Genomic DNA, 19,537 nt, shown 5'->3' on the forward strand with positions numbered 1-19,537 from the left:
CACCGGGTTTTTTGTTGCCTGAACGCAGTGCCTCCGCGGCAGCGGGCATGAAAAAGCCGGCGACCAAGGCCGCCGGCTCCAGAATGTTCTTCGCTGTCTGCGGCGCGATCGGTGCCGCCGCGCCGATCAACCCTTGAAGCGGGTCGCCTCGAAAGCGGGAACGCGGGCGGCGAAATCGTCGAGCCAGGCGACGAGCTTGGGATGGCCCGCGCGCCATTGTCCCTCGAAACGCAGGTCGAGATAGCCGAGCGCGCAGGCGACCGCGATCTCGCCGATGCGCGGGCGGTCCGGGAAGGCGGGCGGCGCAGCTTCGAGTGCTTCCAGCCCACGCGAAACCTTGCCGTCCTGATGCGCGACCCAGTTGGCGTTGCGGCCTTCCTCCGGACGGAAGCGCCCTTCATAGACCTTGAGCAAAGCGGCGTCGCAGATGCCGTCGGCCAAAGCCTGCAGGCGCAGCTGGGCGAAGCGCGCCTCGCCGGCCGAGATCAGCTTCCCGCCACTGAGATGGTCGAGATAGTCGACGATCACGCGCGAATCGAACAGCGTCGTGCCGTCCTCCAGCACTAGCGTCGGGATCTTGCCGAGCGGGTTCTGCTGGCGCAGGACCTCCGACGGATCGGTCGTGTCGGCCGCGACAATCTCGATCCTGTCCATCAGCCCGAGTTCGAGAGCCGACATCTTGACCTTGCGGCCGAACGGGGAGGCGGGGGAAGAGCGCAGGACGAGCATCGGCGGTATCCTCGGGGCGGTGCAGAGAGATCGATCAGCCGTCGGGGCGGATCGCCTCACAGTGATAGCGCGGTCGCGGTCCCTGGGCGAGACGTTCGGTCAGCGCTGGCAGCAGTGTTTCCGCCTCCTCGGCCAGCCGCCAGGGTGGGTTGACGACGAGGAGACCGGTCGCGCTGAGACCGCCGGCTGCTTCCGGCCGGTCGACGTCGATTTCGATGCGCAGCAGCCGGCCGATACCGGCATCGAGCACGGCGTCCATCACGGATTCGATGCCGCTGCTCCCCTTGATCGGGTACCAGAGCGCGTAGATCCCGGTCGGCCATTTGCGATGCGCTGCGATGAACTGGTCGGCGAGCGTGGCGAACTCGTTCTTCTCCTCGAAAGGCGGGTCGATCAGGACGAGGCCGCGACGTTCCTTCGGCGGAACATTGGCCCGCAGCGCCGTCCAGCCATCGATGGCGAGCGGGATGCAGCGCTTGTCGCGGCCGATGGCGTCGGTGAGCTTCTTGTAGGTCGGGGGATGGAGTTCGGCGGCGACCAGCCGGTCGTCGGGCCGCATCGCATGACGGCAGAGCCAGGGCGAACCGGGATAGGTGCCGGCGCCGTGGAGCGCGCGGGCGCCATCCAGCGCGGCGCGATAGGGAGCAAGCAGGACCTCGACGGCGGGAGCGAGGGGCGAGCGGTCGATTCGTGCGACGCCGTCCTTCCATTCATGCGTCCTGAGCGCCTCTTCCGAATCAAGATCGTAGCGGCCGCTGCCGGCATGGGTGTCGACGATGCGGTAGGGCGTCGGCTTGGCGTTGAGATGCAACAGGATGCGCGTCAGCACGACATGCTTCAGCACATCGGCGAAGTTTCCGGCGTGAAAGCCATGGCGATAGTTCATGCCGCCGTTGGTAGAGGAAGGCGCTCCCGACCGGAAGCGGCAAAGTCCCACCTCATTGCGCTTTCAGCGCGGCGCGACGACGGTGAACTCGCGGGAGCGGCAGCCCGAGCGGTCGACCTGCTGGCAGGAGCGGAAGTCACGAAGATCTTTCGAGAAGCAGATCTTGACCTCCTGCAGCACGCCGCGCTTGCAGGCGACCGACATCATGTCGGGGCGCAACCCGGGATTGGCGGCGGCGAAGGCGCGCTCGAGGTCGATCGCGGTCCAGGTCTGGTCGCGCTCGGCCTTGGCGAGGGTCGGTGGGATGACCACCTTCTCGCGGGCGCGGCGGACGTCGCGAAAATAGTCGCTCGGGCTGGAACCCGTGCAGGTGCCGTGCTTGCGCCACTGGTAGCGGGCGAGGCCCTCGCTCGGGAACAGGCCTTCGGCCTGCTCCATCGCGATCCGCGAGGGCGTGCGACCGGACGGGCCGCATTCGCTGGGATAGCCGCGCTCGTTCTGCGGCCAGAGCCCATGCACGACGAAGCGCAGGCCGGCGCCTTCACCGCATTGCTCGCGGTTGCGTGACCGGTCGCCGTCCAGTTCACAGAAGCCCGGCGACCATGACAGCGCCAGGACGTAGAAGTCGAAATCGCCCGGCGTGCCGCCGCGCTGACCGAAGCCTTGCGCATGGCCGGCACCGGCGAAGCCGAACAGCACCAGGGCCGCGATCGCCAGCCGTTTCATCATCGGACGACCTGCGCTCAGGGGCGCGCCATCTTGCAATCGGGCGCATGGGTGCGCTGCCGGTCGAGGCCGTTGACGCACCAGTTGACGTTCCAGGTCAGGCCGAAGAGGCCCAGATTCTCGCGCACGGAATAGTCGACGCGACGGAACTTGCCGTCGTTGAGCAGCACGCGGCCGTTGCAGAAGCGCCGCGGGATGAAGTCGGCGCCCCAGGTCCGGTAGCCGATCTGCCCGATGCGGTCATAGGACAGCGCCTGGAGCGGGCCCCAATAGGTGCTTTCGCGCGAGTTGAAACGACTGGTGACTTCGCTCAGCACAGCCGGATCGTCGCAGCCGGGAAGATTGCCGTACATCGCGAAGGTCCGGTTCTCCGCCCGGTCCAGCGGGTGAACGACACGGCCGTTCGCGGCGCCGGCGGCAAAGGCCGTGAGGCAGGCGAAGGAAACAAGGGCGGTTCGCAGCAGGGCGCGGCGCATCGAATCAGGCCTCGTTTGGGAGGGCGAATATGACGCGCACGATGGCGATGTGCCGGTCACGGGTCAAGGCGCATGCGAACCGGGTGGTGCCATGCGGGCAAAGGTTGCCCGGCAGAAGCCGCTGGTGCTGGCGCGGGAAACTGCGATCGGACAGATTGTCGGCAGGAAACACGGGGAAACGGCATGACGGACTGCTTCGACGACCCGACGGCTCGCATCGAGGATGCGGATGCCTTGCGCGGCCATATCGGGCCGGTATCGCCGCTGGCGGCCAGCAAGATGCTGCGCCGACTCGATCAGTTTTGCCGCGATTTCATCGCGCTTTCGCCTTTCCTCGTGCTTGCGAGCTGCGATGCGCAGGGCAATGCCGATGCCAGCCCGCGCGGCGACGGGCCGGGCTTCGTGCGCGTACTCGACGACAAGACCTTGCTGATCCCAGATCGGCGCGGCAACAACCTGATCGATTCCTTCCGCAATATCCTCTCGTCGCCGGGCGTCGGGCTCGTTTTCATGGTGCCGGGCATCCCGGAGACCCTGCGCGTCAACGGCAAGGCGCATGCGACGCGCGATGCCGCCTTGCTGGCGCCTTCCATCATGCAGGAGCGTGTGCCGGTGACAGGACTCATCGTGACGGTCGAGGAAGCCTATTTCCATTGCGGCAAGGCGCTGATCCGCTCGAAGCTGTGGGATCCGGCCTCGCAGGTGCCGCGCCACTCCTTCCCGACGCTCGGCCGCATCATCGCCGACCAGACCAAGGCGGTCGATGGCGACGAGGCCGACCGCAATCTCGAGGAAGCCTATCGCACGCGCCTCTATTGAGAGGGCGCCCGTTCGTCAGGGCGCGCCGGCTCCGGTCGCTTCGAGCACGGCCGGCGCCGGGGATGCCCTGCGTTCGAGGATGAGCAGGACGAGGCCCGCCGCCACGATCAGGGCTGCGCCGCAGAGCATGGCCGGTGTTGGCCAGTCGCCGAAGATGAACCAGCCGAAGACCAGCGCCCAGACGATCAGCGTGTACTGATAGGGTACCACGACCGAGGCTTCCGCCAGCTTGAGCGAACGGGTGACGCAGATATGCGCGCCCATCGCGACGATGCCGAGCAGGCCGAGCAGCGCGGTGTCCTTCAGGCTCGGTGTCACCCAGCCGAAGGGCAGGAGCGCGAGCCCCATCAGCAGGGCGCCGAGCGTCTGCCAGGCGACCAGCGTGACGTCGGGCGTGCCGCGCAACTGGCGGCCGGCGATCATCATCGCGGCGAAGAAGAAGCTGCCGAGCACGGCGATCAAGGCCGGCATGGAGAAGCTGGCGCCACCCGGATTCAGCGAGACCGCGACGCCGGCGAAGCCCAGCGCGAGGGCGAGCCAGCGCCGGCCGTCGATGCGCTCGCCCAGCACGAGCGCGGCAAGGATCACGACCCAGACCGGCGCAGCCAGCCAGATCGTCATCGCATCGGCGAGCGGCAGATAGGTCACTGCAAGATAGAACAGCGCGACCTCGCCCGACGAGAACAGCACGCGCAGGGCCTGCAGTTCGGGACGCTCCGGTCGCAATGTCCGCTGCACGCCCTGCTTGAAGACGAAGGGCAGGATGACGGTGAGCGCCGCCAGGCTGCGCACCACCAGAAGCTGGCCGACCGTGTAGGTGGCGACCAGCCATTTGCCCATCACGTCGTTGAGCGAGAACAGCAGGATGCCGAGCACCATCATGGCGATGCCGGCGAGCGAGGCGTTGCGGGTGGTCATGTCAGGCGAAAGGCTTCCAAAGGCGCGCCACCACTGGCGGAGTCCGGGGCGCCTGGCAATCCGCGTTTCCGCATGCCGCCATGACCTCCTAATATTAAGTGTTGACTTAATTAAGTGAATGGCAAAATTATGGGCCATGGATCGCTTCGCCGCCCTTGCCGACCCGACACGCCGCAGCATCGTCGAAATGCTGGGCGAGCGGCCGCTATCGGCGGGAGAGGTCGGTGCCGCATTCAGCGCCAGCGCCCCGGCGATCTCGCAGCATCTCAAGGTGCTGCGCGAGGCCGGGCTGGTGACGGTGGAGGTCCGGGGGCAGCAACGGATCTACCGGCTCGATCCGGCCGGGCTCGAGGCGTTCGACGCCTGGCTCAGCAAGGTCCGGCGCTTCTGGGGGCACCATCTCGATATCCTGGAACAGGAACTTGCGAAGCCCGAGCAGGGCGAGGGAGATACCCGATGAGCGAATATGGCGTCGTGCTGGAAAGTGGCGCGGTGCGCTTCGAGCGCCTGCTGCCGGGACCCGTGGAACGGGTCTGGTCCTATCTCACCGAGTCGGAGAAGCGCGGGCAATGGCTGGCCTCGGGCGTGTTCGACCTTAGGGTCGGTGGCCATACGGAGATGCTGTTCAAGCACTCCGAGATCACCGACGAGACGCCGCCGGAGGCCTATCGCAAGGTGCACGAGCGCGGCGTGCGCTCGACCGGGACGATCACCCGCTATGAGGCGCCGCGGATCATCGCCTTCACCTGGGGCGGTGGCGCGGAGCCGGAATCCGAGGTCGAGTTCGAGCTCGTGCCGAAGGGCGAGAAGGTCCTGCTGGTGCTGACGCATCGCAAGCTGCCCAGCAAGGCGGAGATGACCAGCGTCTCCGGCGGCTGGCACATGCATCTGGGCCTGCTCGAGGACCTGCTCACGGGCGCATCGCGGCGCGGATTCTGGTCGCGTTTCGCGGCGCTCGATGCGGACTATGCCGCACGCTATGCGGGCCTGCCCGAGCCGGGACAGGGCTGATCAGAGGCTCGCCGCCGCGCGCGCCGCCTGGTCGTACTGGCCGGAGAGCGAGCGCATCGCGGCGGCGATCTCGGAGAGACGGGCCGGGTCGGCGCCGGCTGCGCGGACGGATTTGACCAGGAGCTGCTCGCGGATCTGGGCATAACGCCGGCAGGCTTCCTCGCCGGCCGCTGTGACCTCGACGGTCTTCTCCTTGCCCTTGCGGCCGCCCTTGAGCAGCTTCAGCCGTTCGAGCTTCTTCAGCGAATAGTTCACCAGATGCGTGTCCTCGATATTGAGGACGAGGCAGATATCGGCGAGGCGCTTGGCCTTGCCGCGGTGATTGACATTGTGCAGCACGAGCACGTCGAGCGGCGAAAGATCGGCGATGCCGGCCGCCGCCATGCAGCGGACCATCCAGCGCTGGAAGGCGTGCACGGTCATGCTCAGTGCGAATTCGAACTCCGACAGAGCCGGCAGGGCTCCCGAGGCGAGATGGCCGGAGGAGACGATCGGACCGAGGTCGTCGGGGGCCGGGGAGGTCATCGCGCTCGATTATCCTGGATACAGAAGCACTGGGTCATCCCGGACAGGCCGCGTCAGCGGCGCCGATCCGGGATGACCGTGATGTTGATGGGCCTTGTGGCGACGCCGACGCCTTACATCTTCTTGTAGGCGTCGACGATGGCCTGGCCTTCGGCGCCGGCCTTCTTCAGCCAGTCGGCGGTGAGCTGCTCGCCGGCCTTCTTGAAGCCGGCAGCCAGCGCGGGCGAAGGCGCCTGCACCTTCATGCCCTTGGCCTTGAGCTGGTCGAGATACCAGCCGGCCTTCTCCTGCCACATCTTCCAGCCGCGCTCCTCGGCGGTGGCGGCGGCCTTGAGGATCGCGTCCTGCGTCGCCTTGTCGAGGGCGTTGAAGGCGGCCTTGTTGACGAAGGTGGCGTCCTTCGGGATCCAGGCCTGGACGTCATAGAAATGGCTTAGCGATTCCCATGCCTTGGAATCGTAGCCCGTGCCGCCCGACGACATGAAGGAATTGACCACGCCGGTCGCCAGAGCTTGCGGCAGTTCCGCGGCCTGGATCGTGACCGACTGCATGCCGAGCAATTCGCCGAGGCGGGCCGTGCCGACATTGTAGGAGCGCCATTTCAGCCCCTTCATGTCTTCGATCGTGTTGATGTCCTTCTTGGCGTAGACGCCCTGCGGTGCCCAGGGGACCATGAAGAGGAGCTTGATGCCCTGAGCGTCGAGCTTCTTCTCGATTGCGGCCTTCGAGGCCGTGTAGAGCTTGCGGGAATCGGCGAAGGAGGTCGCCAGGAAGGGCACGACGTCGATGCCGAAGATCGGATCCTCGTTCTCGTGCAGCGATATCAGGACCTCGCCCATCTGGGCCTGGCCGGACGCGACGGCGCGCTTGATCTCGGGCGCCTTGAACAGCGAGGCGCCGGGGTGGACGGTGATCTGAAGCTTGCCCGATGTCGCGGCCTCGACGTCCTTGGCGAAGAGCACGAGATTTTCGCTGTGCGGGTTGTCGCCCGGATAAGCGGCCGGCAGGTTCCATTTGGTCTGAGCCGAGGCCGGCATGGCGAAGGCCAGCGCGCTGGCGCCGAAGGCGAAGGCGGCGGTCGTGATATGTCTGCGGTTGATCATGTCATTCCCTCTCTCTTGCTTGTGGTGATGGGGCCGAGGATCAGTCCGGGAAGGCGAGCTTCGGCAGGTAGAGCACGATCTGCGGGAAGGTCGTGATGATGAGGACGGCGATGTTCAGCAGAATGAAGAACGGAAATGCTGCTTTCGCAATTGTCCAGGTGTCCTTGCCGCTCATGTTCTGCAGCACGAACAGGTTGAAGCCAACCGGCGGCGTGATCTGCGCCATCTCGACATGGATGACGAGGTAGACGCCGAACCAGACGAGGTCGAAGCCTGCTTCTTTGACCATCGGCAGGACGATGACGGCGGTGAGCACGATCATCGAGATGCCGTCGATCAGGCAGCCGAGGATGATGTACATGCAGGTCAGCGCCAGCACGAGCATATGCGTCGAGAGTTGCTGCCCCTTGACCCACTCGGCCAGCGCGGCCGGGATGCCGGTATAGGCCATCGCCGCCGTGCAGAACGCGGCGCCCGCCAGGATCAACATGATCATGCAGGTCAGCCGGGTGGCGCTCATGATGCTCTCGAAGAGCGTCTTCCAGGTCAGTGTGCCGCTCCACCAGGCCAGGAACAGCGCACCGGAGACGCCCCAGGCGGCGCATTCGGTCGCGGTGGCGAAGCCGAGGATGAGCGCCAGGAAGACCGCCGCGATCAGCACGAGGCAGGGTAGCAGCTTCATGGATTGCCGCAGCTTCTCCATGAACGGCATCGAGGGGTCGCGCGGGGGCGTCTTGTCCGGGTTGAGCAGCGACCAGATGATGACGTAGCCCATATAGAGCGCCATCACGAGCAGGCCTGGCAGGAAGCCGCCAAGGAAGACCTGAAGCACGGAGACGTTCGCGGTCACCGCGTAGACGACCATAGGGATCGAGGGCGGGATCAGCAGGCCGAGCGTGCCGGAGCCGGCAAGCGTGCCGAGGCTCAGCTTCTCGTCATAGCCACGCTTCTGAAGCTCCGGCAGCGAGATCTTGCCGATCGTCGCGACCGTCGCCGCAGAGGAGCCCGACACCGCGGCGAAGATGCCGCAGCCGACGATATTGGTATGGATGAGCCGGCCGGGCAGCCATTGCAGCCACGGCGAGAGCCCCAGGAACATCTGCTCGGACAGGCGTGTCCGGAACAGAATTTCGCCCATCCAGATGAAGAGCGGCAAGGCAGTCAGCGTCCAGCTGCTAGCGGAACTCCAGACCGTAGTCGCGAGCACCTGGCCGATCGGCACGTCGGTGACGAGCCACATGGCGAGCAGCCCGACGAGGCCGAGGCCGACGGAAATCCAGATGCCGGAGCCGAGGACGAGGACGAGGAAGCCGAGCAGGACGAGCGAGAGGACAGGCAGACTCATGATCAGACGCCTCCGCCCTGGGCGACTCGCTCGACCAGTTCCTCGACCGATTTCGGCGGCTCCGGTTCGTAGGTCGGTCGGCCCGTTCGCAGGACGATGACGAATTCGTCGATGATCGCGATCAGAAGCGTTCCCAGCCCAAGCGCGAGGGAGAGCTGCGGGATCCAGAGCGGCACCGAGACCACGCCCGTGGACATGTCGAAATACTGCCAGGAATCATAGGCCAGTTTCCCGGTCTGCCAGGTGAAATAGCCTATGAAGAGCGCGGCGACGGTGAGGGCGAAAAGCTCTGCGGCCCTCTTCACAGGTCCGTCAAGGCGCTCGATCAGCAGCCCAACCCTGATCATCTCACCCTTCTTGAAGGTGTGGGCCAGGCCGAAGAAGGCCATGGCGGCGAAGGCCCAGCCAGCGAAATCGTCGCCGGACGGCACGTTGAAGTTGATCTCGCGCCCGACCGAAAGAAGCATCATCAGGATGAAGATCACGATCAGGCACAGCCCGGCGATATAGCCGGCGGCGAGATAGAGGATGTCGAGTGCGCGACGGATCATCGAAGGCGCTCCCACGGGATGGGAGCGCAGGCGCGCCCGGTTGCCAGGATTGCTCGCATCGTCGCATCCTCCGCTTTCGCGCCGGCCCGGCCCCTCAGCCATGTTCCAGCCACAATCGGGATCGTAGCCGGCAGAATCGCCTTGTCAATAACTCATCGACGATTTATCGATGATTTGTTAGTGTCGGGCGATCCCGGCTTGTCCAAGGGGGAGAGGGTCTATGTCGGCGGCTCATTGGGACTTCTGGATCGATCGCGGCGGCACCTTCACCGACGTGATCGGCCGCGACCCGGCTGGCAATCTCCATGCCAGGAAGATGCTCTCCGAGAATCCCGGCGCCTATCGCGACGCTGCTGTGCAGGGCATCCGCGAGCATCTCGGGCTGAAGGCGGGCGAGCCGATCCCCACGGGGACCATCGGCGAGGTGCGCATGGGCACGACCGTCGCCACCAATGCGCTGCTGGAGCGCAAGGGCGACCGCACGCTGCTGGTGACGACCAAGGGGTTCCGCGATGCGCTGCGCATCGGCTACCAGGCCCGGCCCGACATCTTCGCCAAGCAGATCATCCTTCCCGAGGCGTTGTACGAAGCGGTCGAGGAGATCGACGAGCGCGTGCTGGCTGACGGCACGGTCGAGCGGGCGCCCGAAGAGGCGGCGATCCGCAGCGCCTTGCAGGCACAATACGATGCCGGCTTCCGCGCGGTCGCGATCGTCTTCATGCACGGCTATCGCTACACGGCGCATGAGCAGGTGGCGGCCCGGATCGCCCGCGATATCGGCTTCCCGCAGGTTTCGGTCAGCCACGAGGTCTCGCCGCTGGTGAAGCTGGTCGGGCGCGGCGATACCGCCGTGGTCGATGCCTATCTCTCGCCCATTCTGCGCCGCTATGTGCAGCAGGTATCGGAAGAACTCGACGTCGCTCGCACCGGCGCGCGCCTGATGTTCATGATGTCTTCGGGGGGCCTCACCGCCGCCGAATTGTTCCAGGGCAAGGATGCGATCCTGTCCGGCCCGGCCGGCGGCGTCGTCGGCCTCGCCGAGACCGGCCGCTCGGCCGGCTTCGACAAGGTGATCGGCTTCGACATGGGTGGTACCTCGACCGACGTCGCGCATTTCGACGGCGAGTATGAGCGCGCCTTCGAGACCGAGGTTGCCGGCGTGCGCATGCGCGCGCCGATGATGCTGATCCATACGGTCGCGGCTGGCGGTGGCTCGATCCTGCATTTCGATGGCAGGCGCTTCCGCGTCGGGCCGGATTCGGCCGGCGCCAATCCCGGCCCGGCCGCCTATCGCCGTGGCGGGCCGCTCGCGGTGACCGACGCGAATGTCATGGTCGGCAAGCTGATCCCGTCCTATTTCCCGGCGATCTTCGGGCCGAAGCAGGACGAGCCGCTCGATGTCGGCATCGTCCGCAACAAGTTCGCGATCCTCGCGGCGGAGGTGGGCGACGGGCGCAGCCCTGAGGAGGTCGCCGATGGCTTCATCCAGATCGCCGTCGCCAACATGGCCGAGGCGATCAAGAAGATTTCGGTCCAGCGCGGCTACGACATCACCCGCTATGCGCTGAATTCGTTCGGGGGCGCCGGCGGGCAGCATGCCTGCCTCGTGGCCGATGCGCTCGGCATCAAGACGGTGCTGCTGCATCCGTTCTCCGGTCTGCTCTCGGCCTATGGCATGGGGCTCGCCGAAATCCGCTCGACGCGGACATCGGCGCTGGATGTCGCGCTCGATGGCGAGGCCAAGGCCGCGATCGAGACGGTCGCTGCCAAGCTTGCCGCCGACGCAAAGGCCGAGGTCGCCGGCCAGGGCGTGACCGAAGGCGATATCGCCATCCATACCCGCGCCCATATCCGCTATTCCGGCACCGATACCGCGATCGCGGTCCCTGCCAGCACGCGCGCCGAGATGCAGACGGCCTTCCAGACTGCGCATAAGGCGCGCTTCGGCTTCATGGACGAGACCAAGGCGCTGGTCGTCGAGGCGGTCGAGGTCGAGGCCGTCGGCGGCGGCGCGAAGTTCGAGGAAGCCGCGGCTGGCGAGCAGGCCGGCGAGCCGATTGCCGCCGAGCGCACGCGCTTCTTCGCCAAGGGACAGTGGCATGATGCGGCGATCGTCCGGCGTGAGGCCATCAAGCCCGGCCAGAGCGTCGCCGGCCCCGCCATCATCATCGAGCCGAACCAGACCGTCGTCGTCGAGGAGGGTTGGAGCGCGAAGCTCACCGCCCGCGACCATCTCGTCCTCGTTCGCGTGAAGGCGCTGGTCCAGCAGGCGGCGATCGGCACCAAGGCCGATCCGGTCATGCTCGAGATCTTCAACAACCTGTTCATGTCGATCGCCGAGCAGATGGGCGTGACGCTGCAGAACACCGCCTATTCCGTGAACATCAAGGAGCGGCTCGACTTCTCCTGCGCGGTCTTCGACCAGACCGGCGCGCTCGTCGCCAACGCCCCGCACATGCCGGTGCATCTGGGCTCGATGGACCGTTCGGTCGAGACCGTGATCGCCAACAACCCGGTGATCAAGCCGGGCGACGTCTACTGCCTCAACGCGCCCTATAATGGCGGCACGCATCTGCCCGACATCACCGTCTGTACGCCGGTCTTCGATGCGCAGGACAAGGACATCCTGTTCTGGGTGGCGAGCCGCGGCCACCACGCCGATGTCGGCGGCACGGCGCCGGGCTCGATGTCGCCGCTCGCGACCAATATCGAGGAAGAGGGCGTCTATATCGACAATTTCAAGATCGTCGATCAGGGCCGCTTCTGCGAGGAAGAGCTGGTCAAGCTCCTGACCGGCGCGCGCTACCCTGTCCGCAACGTCGTGCAGAACGTCAACGACCTGAAGGCGCAGATCGCGGCCAACGAGAAGGGTCTGGCCGAGCTGAAGAAGATGATCGGCTCCTTCGGCCTCGATGTCGTGCAGGCCTATATGGGCCATGTCCAGGACAACGCGGCCGAGAGCGTGGCGCGGCTGCTGACCAAGCTGCACGATTCCGAGTTCACCTATCCGATGGACCAGGGCTGCGCGATCAAGGTGAAGATCACGATCGACCGCGCGAAGCGCGAGGCGACGGTCGATTTCACCGGCACCTCCGAGCAGCGCCCGGACAATTTCAACGCGCCGGCGCCCGTTACCCGCGCCGCCGTGCTCTATGTCTTCCGTGTCATGGTCGACGATGCGATCCCGATGAATGCCGGCTGCCTCAGGCCGATCAGGATCGTCGTGCCGGAAGGTTCGATGCTGGCGCCGCGCTACCCGGCGGCGGTGGTCGCGGGCAATGTCGAGGTGTCGCAGGCGGTGACCAACACGCTGTTCGGCGCGCTCAAGGCGATGTCCTGTTCGCAGGGCACGATGAACAACCTGACCTTCGGCAACGACCAGTATCAGTATTACGAGACGATCTGCTCGGGCTCGCCGGCTGGCCCCGGCTTCGACGGGACGTCGGGCGTGCATGTCCACATGACCAATTCACGCCTGACCGACCCGGAGATCCTGGAGACGCGCTTCCCGGTCGTGCTGGAGGATTTCCACATCCGGAAGGACTCGGGCGGCAAGGGCGAATGGACGGCCGGCGACGGCACCTCGCGCACCATCCGCTTCCGCGAGACGATGGATTGCGCGATCCTGGCCTCGCATCGCAGGGTCCGGCCCTTCGGCGTCGATGGCGGCGAAGCGGGAGAGCTCGGCCGGACGCTGGTGCGCAGGCTCTCGGGTGCGGTCGAGGAATTGAATCCCTCCGACCAGACGCTGCTGCAGGCCGGCGAGGCCGTGACGGTGATTACGCCGACGGCCGGCGGGTACGGCAAGGCGAAGGGCTGAGGCGGATTTGCCGTCATGGTCGGGCTTGTCCCGACCATCCACGTCTTCCGTCATCGAACCCGGTGTCCGAGACATGGATGCTCGCCACAAGGGTGAGCATGACGCGTAAGCGTTCGTGCCTCTGGTCAGAATGCGCGGACCGTCCTTAGCTCCGTCTCCTGACCATGGAGACGGACATGCCCCAGACCTGGATGATCACCGGCGCCAATCGCGGCATCGGACTTGCCATCACCATCGCGTTGCTGCGCCGGGGCGATCGCGTGATCGCGGCGGCGCGCAATCCCTGGGGCGGGGCGCTGGCCGAGCTGGCGGCCGAGCATCCGGCGGCGCTGATCCCGGTCGAGCTCGACGTCACCTCCGATGCCAGCGTCGCGGCGGCGAAGGAGGCCTTGGCCGGGCAGTCGATCGATGTGTTGCTGAACAATGCCGGCCTCTACGGCCCGCGCGACCGGCAGAGCGGGCTCGATGTCGATTTCGACGCCTGGCGCGAGGTTTTCGAGGTCAATGTCTACGCGCCGATCCGGGTGGCGCAGGCCTTCCTGCCGCATGTCGAGGCCGGGCAGGGCCGCAAGATCGCGACGATCTCCAGCCGGATGGGATCGATCGGCGCCAATCCCGGCAATGCGCTGATCTACCGCTCGTCCAAATCGGCGGTGAACATGGCGATGGTCGTATTCGGCAACAGCGTGCGTTCGCGCGATATCAGCGTCATGCTGTTCCACCCCGGCTGGGTCCAGACGGACATGGGCGGCAGCGGCGCCGATATCACCCCGGCCGAAAGCGCCAATGGCCTGATCCGCACCATCGACGCCTCGGGCATGGCTGAGACCAACAGCTTCCGCGACTATACCGGCGAGGCGATTGCCTGGTGAGGGCCTGAGCCGCCGTTGTCGGCTTCGATCTCCTGTCAGTTTCCAGATCGAGGCCGGTTAGCGTTCGGATGAAAGCTGAGACGGGTATCAGCCGGAGGAGACGCCATGGCCGGCACGAGCGAGATATCGGTCGTTCCCTTGACGCCGGATCGCTGGAGCGATCTGGAGGATCTCTTCGGCCCGCAGGGGCCCTGCTATGGCTGCTGGTGCAACCATTTCCGCATGCCGCAGCGCTTGCGCAAGCCTTTGCTCGGCGAGGGCGCGCGGCAATTGTTCGAGGATCGCGTGAAGAAGGGGCCGCCGCCCGGCGTGCTCGCCTATGCCGAGGGCAAGGCTGTCGGCTGGCTGCAGATCGGACCGCGCGCCGACATCCCCGAATGGAACAACCCGCGCCGCGCCTCGACACCACTGCCGGATGCGCCGGCAGAGGATACCGGAAACTGGGCGGCCTCATGCTTCTTCGTGCGCAAGGGCTTTCGCGGCAAAGGCGTCACCGGAGCGCTGGTAGACGGCGCCGTGGCTTTCGCGCGCAAGAGCGGTGCGCGATTGATCGAGGCGGCGGCCATGGACAATCAGGAGAAGCGCAGCGCCGAGGGGCTCTATGTCGGGCCGGAAAGCGTGTTCCTGCGCGCCGGCTTCACCGAAGTCGCGCGGCAGAAGCCGGGGCGGCCGCTGCTCAGATTGATGCTGTAGCCGGCGCTGGCTTCGCCCTAAGCGAGGATGAAGTCGCGGATCGCCTGCAAGGCGCCGTCCCGATCGTCGGCGACGATGCCGTGGCCGCAACCTGCGAAGCGCTGGAAGTCGACCCGTTCAGGTGGGAGGCTGACCGCGATCGCTTCGCTGAAGGCAATCGGCGTGATCGGGTCCTTGTCCCCGGCCATGACGAGAACCGGACAGGTCACGTTCGCAAGCGCATCCCTGAAGTCGAAGCGGCCATGCTCGTTGCCGGGGCCGTTGAAGTGGACGCCGGTTTTGTTGCGCGTGATGGCGCGCGCAACCCACGCTCCGTCATCCGTCTGCTTGCGAGGTGCGTAAAGTGGAACACAGACCTTGCTGTAAACCGCCCGGGTCGCATCGGAGGGAGCCGACCAATAGCCGCGGGCCGCCTTTTCCGCCTCGGCGCCCCCGAGGCGCGCGAAGGCCTCGTAGACCTGCTGGAAATCGAATTTCGCAGCCGTGCTGACCAGAATGAGCTTTGCGGCATGGCCGGGATGGCGCGTCGCATAGGCCTGGGCCACGAAGCCGCCGAAGGAGGTTCCCAGGACGATCGGCTTCTCGATGCCGAGCGTGTCGCAGAGCGACCTGACATCGTCGCCCCATTGGTCGAGTGTCCAGCGATCCGTCGGGCCGTTCTCGCTGCGGCCGCAGCCGCGATGATCGACATAGACGATCTGGACGATGTCGCTCAGAGCCGAGAAGGCGGGCTTGTACATGCTGTGGTCGAAACCCGGCCCGCCATGAAGCAGGACGAGCGTCGGCTTCTCGCGCATCCGCGGCCCGTCGGGGACCAGCCCAGCGCCCTCGATATCGACGTAGAGGCGGACCCCGTTCACCGTGATGCGCATGGTTCTCGTATCCGGGAGGTCAGTTCTTCAGCCCGTTCAGGAATGCCGTGAGCCGCTCCAGCGCCTGCTTGCCTTCCGGGCGGCCGAGATCGAACTGGTATTCGTGCGGCAGCTTCGGCTCGGTCTCGGGCGGGAAGAACAGGGTGTCGACCCTGACGCCGCGGTCGCGCAGGGCCTGCGCCATCACCACCGACTGCGGTGCCAGCGGGTCGCCGTTGCCGACCGAGATGAAGCTCGGCGGGAAAGCCTCCGTGACGTAGCGCGGCACCGCGGCCTCTGTGATGCGCTCGCTGTCGAAGGGGTTCGAGGTACCGAAATAGGCCAGGAGCACGGAGCGGATGAAGCCGCCGAAGGGACCGGTCAATTCGAAGGCCGTCGGATCGAAGGCGCCGCAGAACAGGACCGTGCCGCGCAGACTCGCGGGCGCTATGGCAGGCTTCAGTCCGAGCCGCCCGGCATAGTCCGTGCCGGTCAGGCCGGCGGCGAGCTGGGAGGCGATATGCGCGCCGGCCGAATCCCCGGCCAGAACGATGCGTGTGGGGTCGAGGCCGAGGCGCTGTCCCTCGCGTTGCAGGAAGCCGAGCGCGGCGTTCGCCTGCAGGACGGGCGTCGGGTAGCGCGCCGTCGGGGCGCGGGTATAGCCGATGGCAACCGTCGCGAAGCCGCGCCCGGCCAGAATCCGGAGATAGGGCGCGACATCCTGGCGGTCGCCGGCAACGAAGGCGCCGCCATGGATCCAGACGATGGTTGGGCGCCCTGCTTCGACACGGCCGCCCGGCGGGAGATAGATATCCAGCCGTTCGTCTTCAGCGCTGCCATAGCGGATATCGCGCTGCTCGCGAATGCCGAAGGGGACGTGGTTCGCAAGCGCGGCCGTTGTCTTGGAGGCACCGTAGCCGAAGGCGAGGCGCGTCAGCAGGGCCGAGGGCCAGGGCGACAGGACGAAGGCAGCATAGCCGATGAAGGCAAGGCCGAGGCAGAGCAGGAGGATTCGTTTGGCGCGGCGTCTCATGGCGCGAAGCTAGGACGGCCTGCGATCCCTCGCAATCGCGGCGAGATCGGATCCGCCAGACAGCGGAACGGATTATTGTGTATCCGGCTAACCTATTGATATTGTTGTATCATAATGCCCGTCGTTAACTTGGCGTTCGCTCGCGTCTGCGAAATGGACGACGGCTACGAGACTGAGGCGACGATGCGGCGACTGGGACTGACGGCGAAGATCATGGTTTTCTTCGCGCTGCTGGGCCTCGCCGGAGCGCTCGGGCTCGCCAGCGCCCTGCGCGGTTTCGACGAGGCGCGGCGCATCGATGCCGCCGCCTTCTCGGATATCCGCCTCGCCGGCAGCGCCTCGCTTTTGTCCAGCCGGATCGCAGCCGCGGCGTTGCTCAGCCGGGTCGACACGGACAGCGCTCCGCAGGAGATCGAAGCGATGATCGGCAAGCTCGACGCTGCCATCGAGCTGGTCGACGCGGCACGCGCGCATCTGATCTCCGCCCTGCCGGCGAGCCTGCGCGAGGCCAATTCGACGCTCGATGCGCGGATCAAGACCTTCATCGCCTTCCAGCATGGCATCGTCGATATCGGCCAGCGCATCTCGGCCAAGGCCGCCTTGCTGGAGGCGGGTGCGGCTGAGGCACGCGTCAATGTCGACGAGATCGTCGCGACGACCGCCGCGCTGCGCGACGAGCTCGCGAAGCGGGCAGGGGAGGCTTCCATGCGAGCCGGCGCGCGGGCGGAGGCGGTGCGCTTCCGGACGATTCTCTTTGCGGTTCTCCTGCCGCTTGCCGGCGGGCTTCTCGCGCTGCTGATGCTGCGGAGCCAATTGACGCGGCCCTTGCGCAACCTGATGCAGGCAATCGGGCAAGCGGTGGCGTCGGACCGGGTGATCGACGTGCCGCATCGCGACCGGGCCGACGAGATCGGCCAGCTTGCCCGCGTGGTGCGCCAGCTCAGCGAGGTCAGGGCGACCTTGGTGACGCGCGAGAGCGAAGCGCACGATGCGCGGCGCCTGGAACAGCGCCGCAATGCGGAGCTCGCCGGGATCGCCGACGAGTTCGAGGCGCGGCTCGGCCTTCTGCTCGGCGAGATCGGGCGGTCGAGCGAAGTGCTGCGCATGGCGCTGCAGGATGCCGCGGTCCGGGTGCACCAGATATCGCGGAGCACAGAGACAGCCGCCGCTTCCGTCGATGGTGCGGGGGTCGATGCGCGCCGTTCCAGCGAGGCGGCAATGCGATTGGATTTCGTCGTCAGCCAGATCAATGCCGAGGTCCGGCGCGTGTCGGAAATGGCGACCGAGGCGACCCGCGAGGCTGCCGGGACCCATGCGCTGGTGACGCGCCTCTCAGAGAATGCGGCCCAGATCCGCGATGTCGTGGGAATCATCGATGCGGTGGCGCGCCAGACCAATCTGCTCGCCCTGAACGCGACGATCGAGGCGGCGCGTGCTGGGGTCCATGGCCGTGGCTTCGCGGTGGTGGCCGCCGAGGTGAAGACGCTCGCCAACCAGGCGTCGGACGCCGCCGGGCGGATCGTCAGCCGGATCGCGCAGGCAGACGAGGCCCTGTCCCATGCCGCCGACGCGGTGTCGGCGATCGGAGCCAGCGTCGCGGCGGTCGAGCAGACCGGCACCGAGATCGCGACCATGGTCGGGTCGCATGTCGAGTTGCTCGGCTCGCTCGGCGAGACCGTAGCGCGGATCTCGGATGTGACGGGCACGGCCGCGCTGGCGATGGGCGAAATCGCCGCCGCCAATCTCCAGACCGTCGGCCAGGCCGATACCGGGGCAGCAAGCGCGAGGGAACTCGACGGGCGAATCAATGCCCTGCAGGCGGAGGCCGAGGCCTTCGTCAGGCGCCTGCGCGCGGCCTGAGCGGTTTCGACAGCGCCGGGCTTGCCTCGCGGGCCGACTCGGCCCCATCTGCGCCATGCCTTTTTCGACGATGGTTCCGCGATGAGCTGGTCGCCCCAGCAGGATATGGCTTTGACGGCCGTGGCGCGCTGGCTGCAATCCGGCGAGCCGCAGCTCTTCCGCATGTTCGGTTATGCCGGTACCGGCAAGACCACGCTCGCGCGCCATATCGCCGAGGCCGTCGACGGCGACGTCGTCTTCGCCGCCTATACCGGCAAGGCCGCGCTCGTGCTGCGCAACAAGGGGTGCGAGGGCGCGCAGACCATCCATTCGCTGATCTACCGCTCGCGCGGCGTCGACGAGGAGAGCCCGATCTTCGCGCTCAACCGCGACAGCGCGGCGGCCAAGGCGAAGCTGATCATCATCGACGAGTGCTCGATGGTCGACGAGGAGCTGGGCCGCGACCTGCTCTCCTTCGGCACGCCGGTGCTGGTGCTGGGCGATCCCGCGCAGTTGCCCCCGGTCAAGGGCGGCGGCTTCTTCACCGAGCAGGAGCCGGACGTCATGCTGACCGAGGTCCACCGTCAGGCGGCGGACAACCCGATCGTGCGAATGTCGATGATCGTGCGGGAGGGCGGGCAGCTCGAACTCGGCGAATACGGCCCGAGCCGGGTGATCCGGCGCGGCGAGATCAATCCCGAGATCGTCATGGGCGCCGATCAGGTGCTGGTCGGCATGAACAAGACGCGGCGCAACTACAACGCCCGCATCCGCCAGCTGATGGGCCGCACCGATAACAGCCCCGTCGCCGGCGAGAAGCTGGTCTGCCTGCGCAACGACAAGAGCAAGGGCCTGCTCAATGGCGGCTCCTGGATCGTGCAGGAGATCAAGACCTCGAAGAAGGGGCTGATCACCATGCGCGTCACGCCGGAGGACGATGCCGGCGGCAAGGCGGTCAAGGTCTCGGTGCTGCCGAATTTCTTCGACGGCACCGAGGAGGAGGTGCCGTGGGAGCTGCGCAAGCACACCGACGAATTCACCTTCGGCTATGCGCTGACCGTGCATAAGTCGCAGGGCTCGCAATGGGACGATGTCGTGCTCTTCGACGAGAGCTTCGCCTTCCGCGAGCACCGGGCGCGCTGGCTCTATACCGGCCTGACGCGCGCGGCCGAGGCGATCACGGTCGTTGTGTAGGGTTGGCTGGTCAGATTTCGGCGACACGATTGTCATTCCGGGGCTTCGCATAGCGAAGAACCCGGAACCCACGACGGGGTGGAAGCGCCGTGGTTCTGCGCAGACAACTCGCTCACCCGGTCGTGGTTTCCGGGTTCGCGCCTGCG

At 66.5% G+C, this 19,537-nt stretch carries 19 protein-coding genes; 8 read left to right on the forward strand and 11 right to left on the reverse strand.

The features are described 5' to 3' along the window. Positions 1-126: 126 nt before the first annotated feature. The 4 genes from AC6RIC_RS08970 to AC6RIC_RS08985 form a co-directional block, all read right to left on the reverse strand. Positions 127-729 (reverse strand): glutathione S-transferase, encoded by a 603-nt coding sequence (locus AC6RIC_RS08970; protein WP_499735909.1) that lies wholly within the window; start codon positions 727-729, stop codon positions 127-129. 34 nt (positions 730-763) lie between these two features. Beyond that, the gene (locus tag AC6RIC_RS08975; RefSeq protein WP_499735910.1) at positions 764-1,615 is read right to left on the reverse strand and encodes a 23S rRNA (adenine(2030)-N(6))-methyltransferase RlmJ; all 852 of its coding nucleotides are present in this window, start codon (positions 1,613-1,615) and stop codon (positions 764-766) included. A gap of 63 nt (positions 1,616-1,678) precedes the next feature. Beyond that, positions 1,679-2,341: a ribonuclease T2 family protein gene (locus AC6RIC_RS08980; protein WP_499736577.1), complete on the reverse strand. Its 663-nt coding sequence runs from the start codon at positions 2,339-2,341 to the stop codon at positions 1,679-1,681. A 17-nt stretch (positions 2,342-2,358) separates the two neighbouring features. Next, positions 2,359-2,817, reverse strand: coding sequence for a hypothetical protein (locus AC6RIC_RS08985; protein WP_499735911.1), 459 nt, complete (start codon positions 2,815-2,817; stop codon positions 2,359-2,361). A gap of 183 nt (positions 2,818-3,000) precedes the next feature. Between AC6RIC_RS08985 and AC6RIC_RS08990 the strand changes: the two genes are divergently transcribed. Beyond that, positions 3,001-3,636 (forward strand): pyridoxamine 5'-phosphate oxidase family protein, encoded by a 636-nt coding sequence (locus AC6RIC_RS08990; RefSeq protein WP_499735912.1) that lies wholly within the window; start codon positions 3,001-3,003, stop codon positions 3,634-3,636. A 15-nt stretch (positions 3,637-3,651) separates the two neighbouring features. Here AC6RIC_RS08990 and AC6RIC_RS08995 read toward each other — a convergent pair whose 3' ends face one another. After that, positions 3,652-4,554 (reverse strand): DMT family transporter, encoded by a 903-nt coding sequence (locus tag AC6RIC_RS08995; RefSeq protein WP_499735913.1) that lies wholly within the window; start codon positions 4,552-4,554, stop codon positions 3,652-3,654. Positions 4,555-4,690: 136 nt separating this feature from the next. On the opposite strand from AC6RIC_RS08995, the gene AC6RIC_RS09000 reads away from it, so the two are divergent. Then, positions 4,691-5,014, forward strand: coding sequence for an ArsR/SmtB family transcription factor (locus AC6RIC_RS09000; RefSeq protein ID WP_499735914.1), 324 nt, complete (start codon positions 4,691-4,693; stop codon positions 5,012-5,014). Continuing rightward, a complete protein-coding gene (locus tag AC6RIC_RS09005) occupies positions 5,011-5,565 on the forward strand; it encodes an SRPBCC family protein (protein WP_499735915.1) in 555 nt (184 codons plus the stop codon). Before AC6RIC_RS09000 ends, AC6RIC_RS09005 begins: the two co-directional genes overlap by 4 nt. On the opposite strand, the gene AC6RIC_RS09010 is transcribed toward AC6RIC_RS09005, so the two are convergent. From AC6RIC_RS09010 to AC6RIC_RS09025, 4 genes are all read right to left on the reverse strand, one after another. Then, positions 5,566-6,090: a winged helix DNA-binding protein gene (locus AC6RIC_RS09010; RefSeq protein ID WP_499735916.1), complete on the reverse strand. Its 525-nt coding sequence runs from the start codon at positions 6,088-6,090 to the stop codon at positions 5,566-5,568. It lies immediately after the preceding gene. Positions 6,091-6,203: 113 nt separating this feature from the next. Next, positions 6,204-7,193, reverse strand: a complete 990-nt coding sequence (locus AC6RIC_RS09015; protein WP_488847662.1) for a TRAP transporter substrate-binding protein — start codon at positions 7,191-7,193, stop codon at positions 6,204-6,206. A 40-nt stretch (positions 7,194-7,233) separates the two neighbouring features. Then, positions 7,234-8,538: a TRAP transporter large permease gene (locus AC6RIC_RS09020; RefSeq protein WP_454655981.1), complete on the reverse strand. Its 1,305-nt coding sequence runs from the start codon at positions 8,536-8,538 to the stop codon at positions 7,234-7,236. 2 nt (positions 8,539-8,540) lie between these two features. Further along, positions 8,541-9,089: a TRAP transporter small permease gene (locus tag AC6RIC_RS09025; protein ID WP_499735917.1), complete on the reverse strand. Its 549-nt coding sequence runs from the start codon at positions 9,087-9,089 to the stop codon at positions 8,541-8,543. A 220-nt stretch (positions 9,090-9,309) separates the two neighbouring features. On the opposite strand from AC6RIC_RS09025, the gene AC6RIC_RS09030 reads away from it, so the two are divergent. The 3 genes from AC6RIC_RS09030 to AC6RIC_RS09040 all read left to right on the forward strand — a co-directional run bounded on the left by AC6RIC_RS09030 (position 9,310) and on the right by AC6RIC_RS09040 (position 14,474). Next, positions 9,310-12,909: a hydantoinase B/oxoprolinase family protein gene (locus AC6RIC_RS09030; RefSeq protein WP_499735918.1), complete on the forward strand. Its 3,600-nt coding sequence runs from the start codon at positions 9,310-9,312 to the stop codon at positions 12,907-12,909. 176 nt (positions 12,910-13,085) lie between these two features. Beyond that, entirely contained in the window at positions 13,086-13,781 is a 696-nt protein-coding gene (locus AC6RIC_RS09035) for an SDR family oxidoreductase (RefSeq protein WP_499735919.1), read from the forward strand. Positions 13,782-13,886: 105 nt separating this feature from the next. Beyond that, on the forward strand, positions 13,887-14,474 hold the full coding sequence (locus AC6RIC_RS09040) for a GNAT family N-acetyltransferase (RefSeq protein WP_499735920.1): 588 nt from the start codon (positions 13,887-13,889) through the stop codon (positions 14,472-14,474). A gap of 17 nt (positions 14,475-14,491) precedes the next feature. Here AC6RIC_RS09040 and AC6RIC_RS09045 read toward each other — a convergent pair whose 3' ends face one another. Next, positions 14,492-15,346, reverse strand: a complete 855-nt coding sequence (locus AC6RIC_RS09045; protein ID WP_499735921.1) for an alpha/beta fold hydrolase — start codon at positions 15,344-15,346, stop codon at positions 14,492-14,494. 19 nt (positions 15,347-15,365) lie between these two features. Beyond that, positions 15,366-16,358 carry an alpha/beta hydrolase gene (locus AC6RIC_RS09050; protein WP_499735922.1) on the reverse strand — a complete coding sequence of 331 codons (993 nt, stop codon included), beginning with the start codon at positions 16,356-16,358 and terminating at the stop codon, positions 15,366-15,368. Between the two features lie 183 nt (positions 16,359-16,541). On the opposite strand from AC6RIC_RS09050, the gene AC6RIC_RS09055 reads away from it, so the two are divergent. Both AC6RIC_RS09055 and AC6RIC_RS09060 read left to right on the forward strand, forming a co-directional pair. After that, positions 16,542-18,218, forward strand: coding sequence for a methyl-accepting chemotaxis protein (locus AC6RIC_RS09055; protein ID WP_499735923.1), 1,677 nt, complete (start codon positions 16,542-16,544; stop codon positions 18,216-18,218). Positions 18,219-18,299: 81 nt separating this feature from the next. Then, positions 18,300-19,391, forward strand: a complete 1,092-nt coding sequence (locus AC6RIC_RS09060) for an ATP-dependent DNA helicase (protein WP_499735924.1) — start codon at positions 18,300-18,302, stop codon at positions 19,389-19,391. The last annotated feature ends 146 nt before the right edge of the window (positions 19,392-19,537 follow it).

Source organism: Allobosea sp. TBD101, from assembly GCF_059817965.1.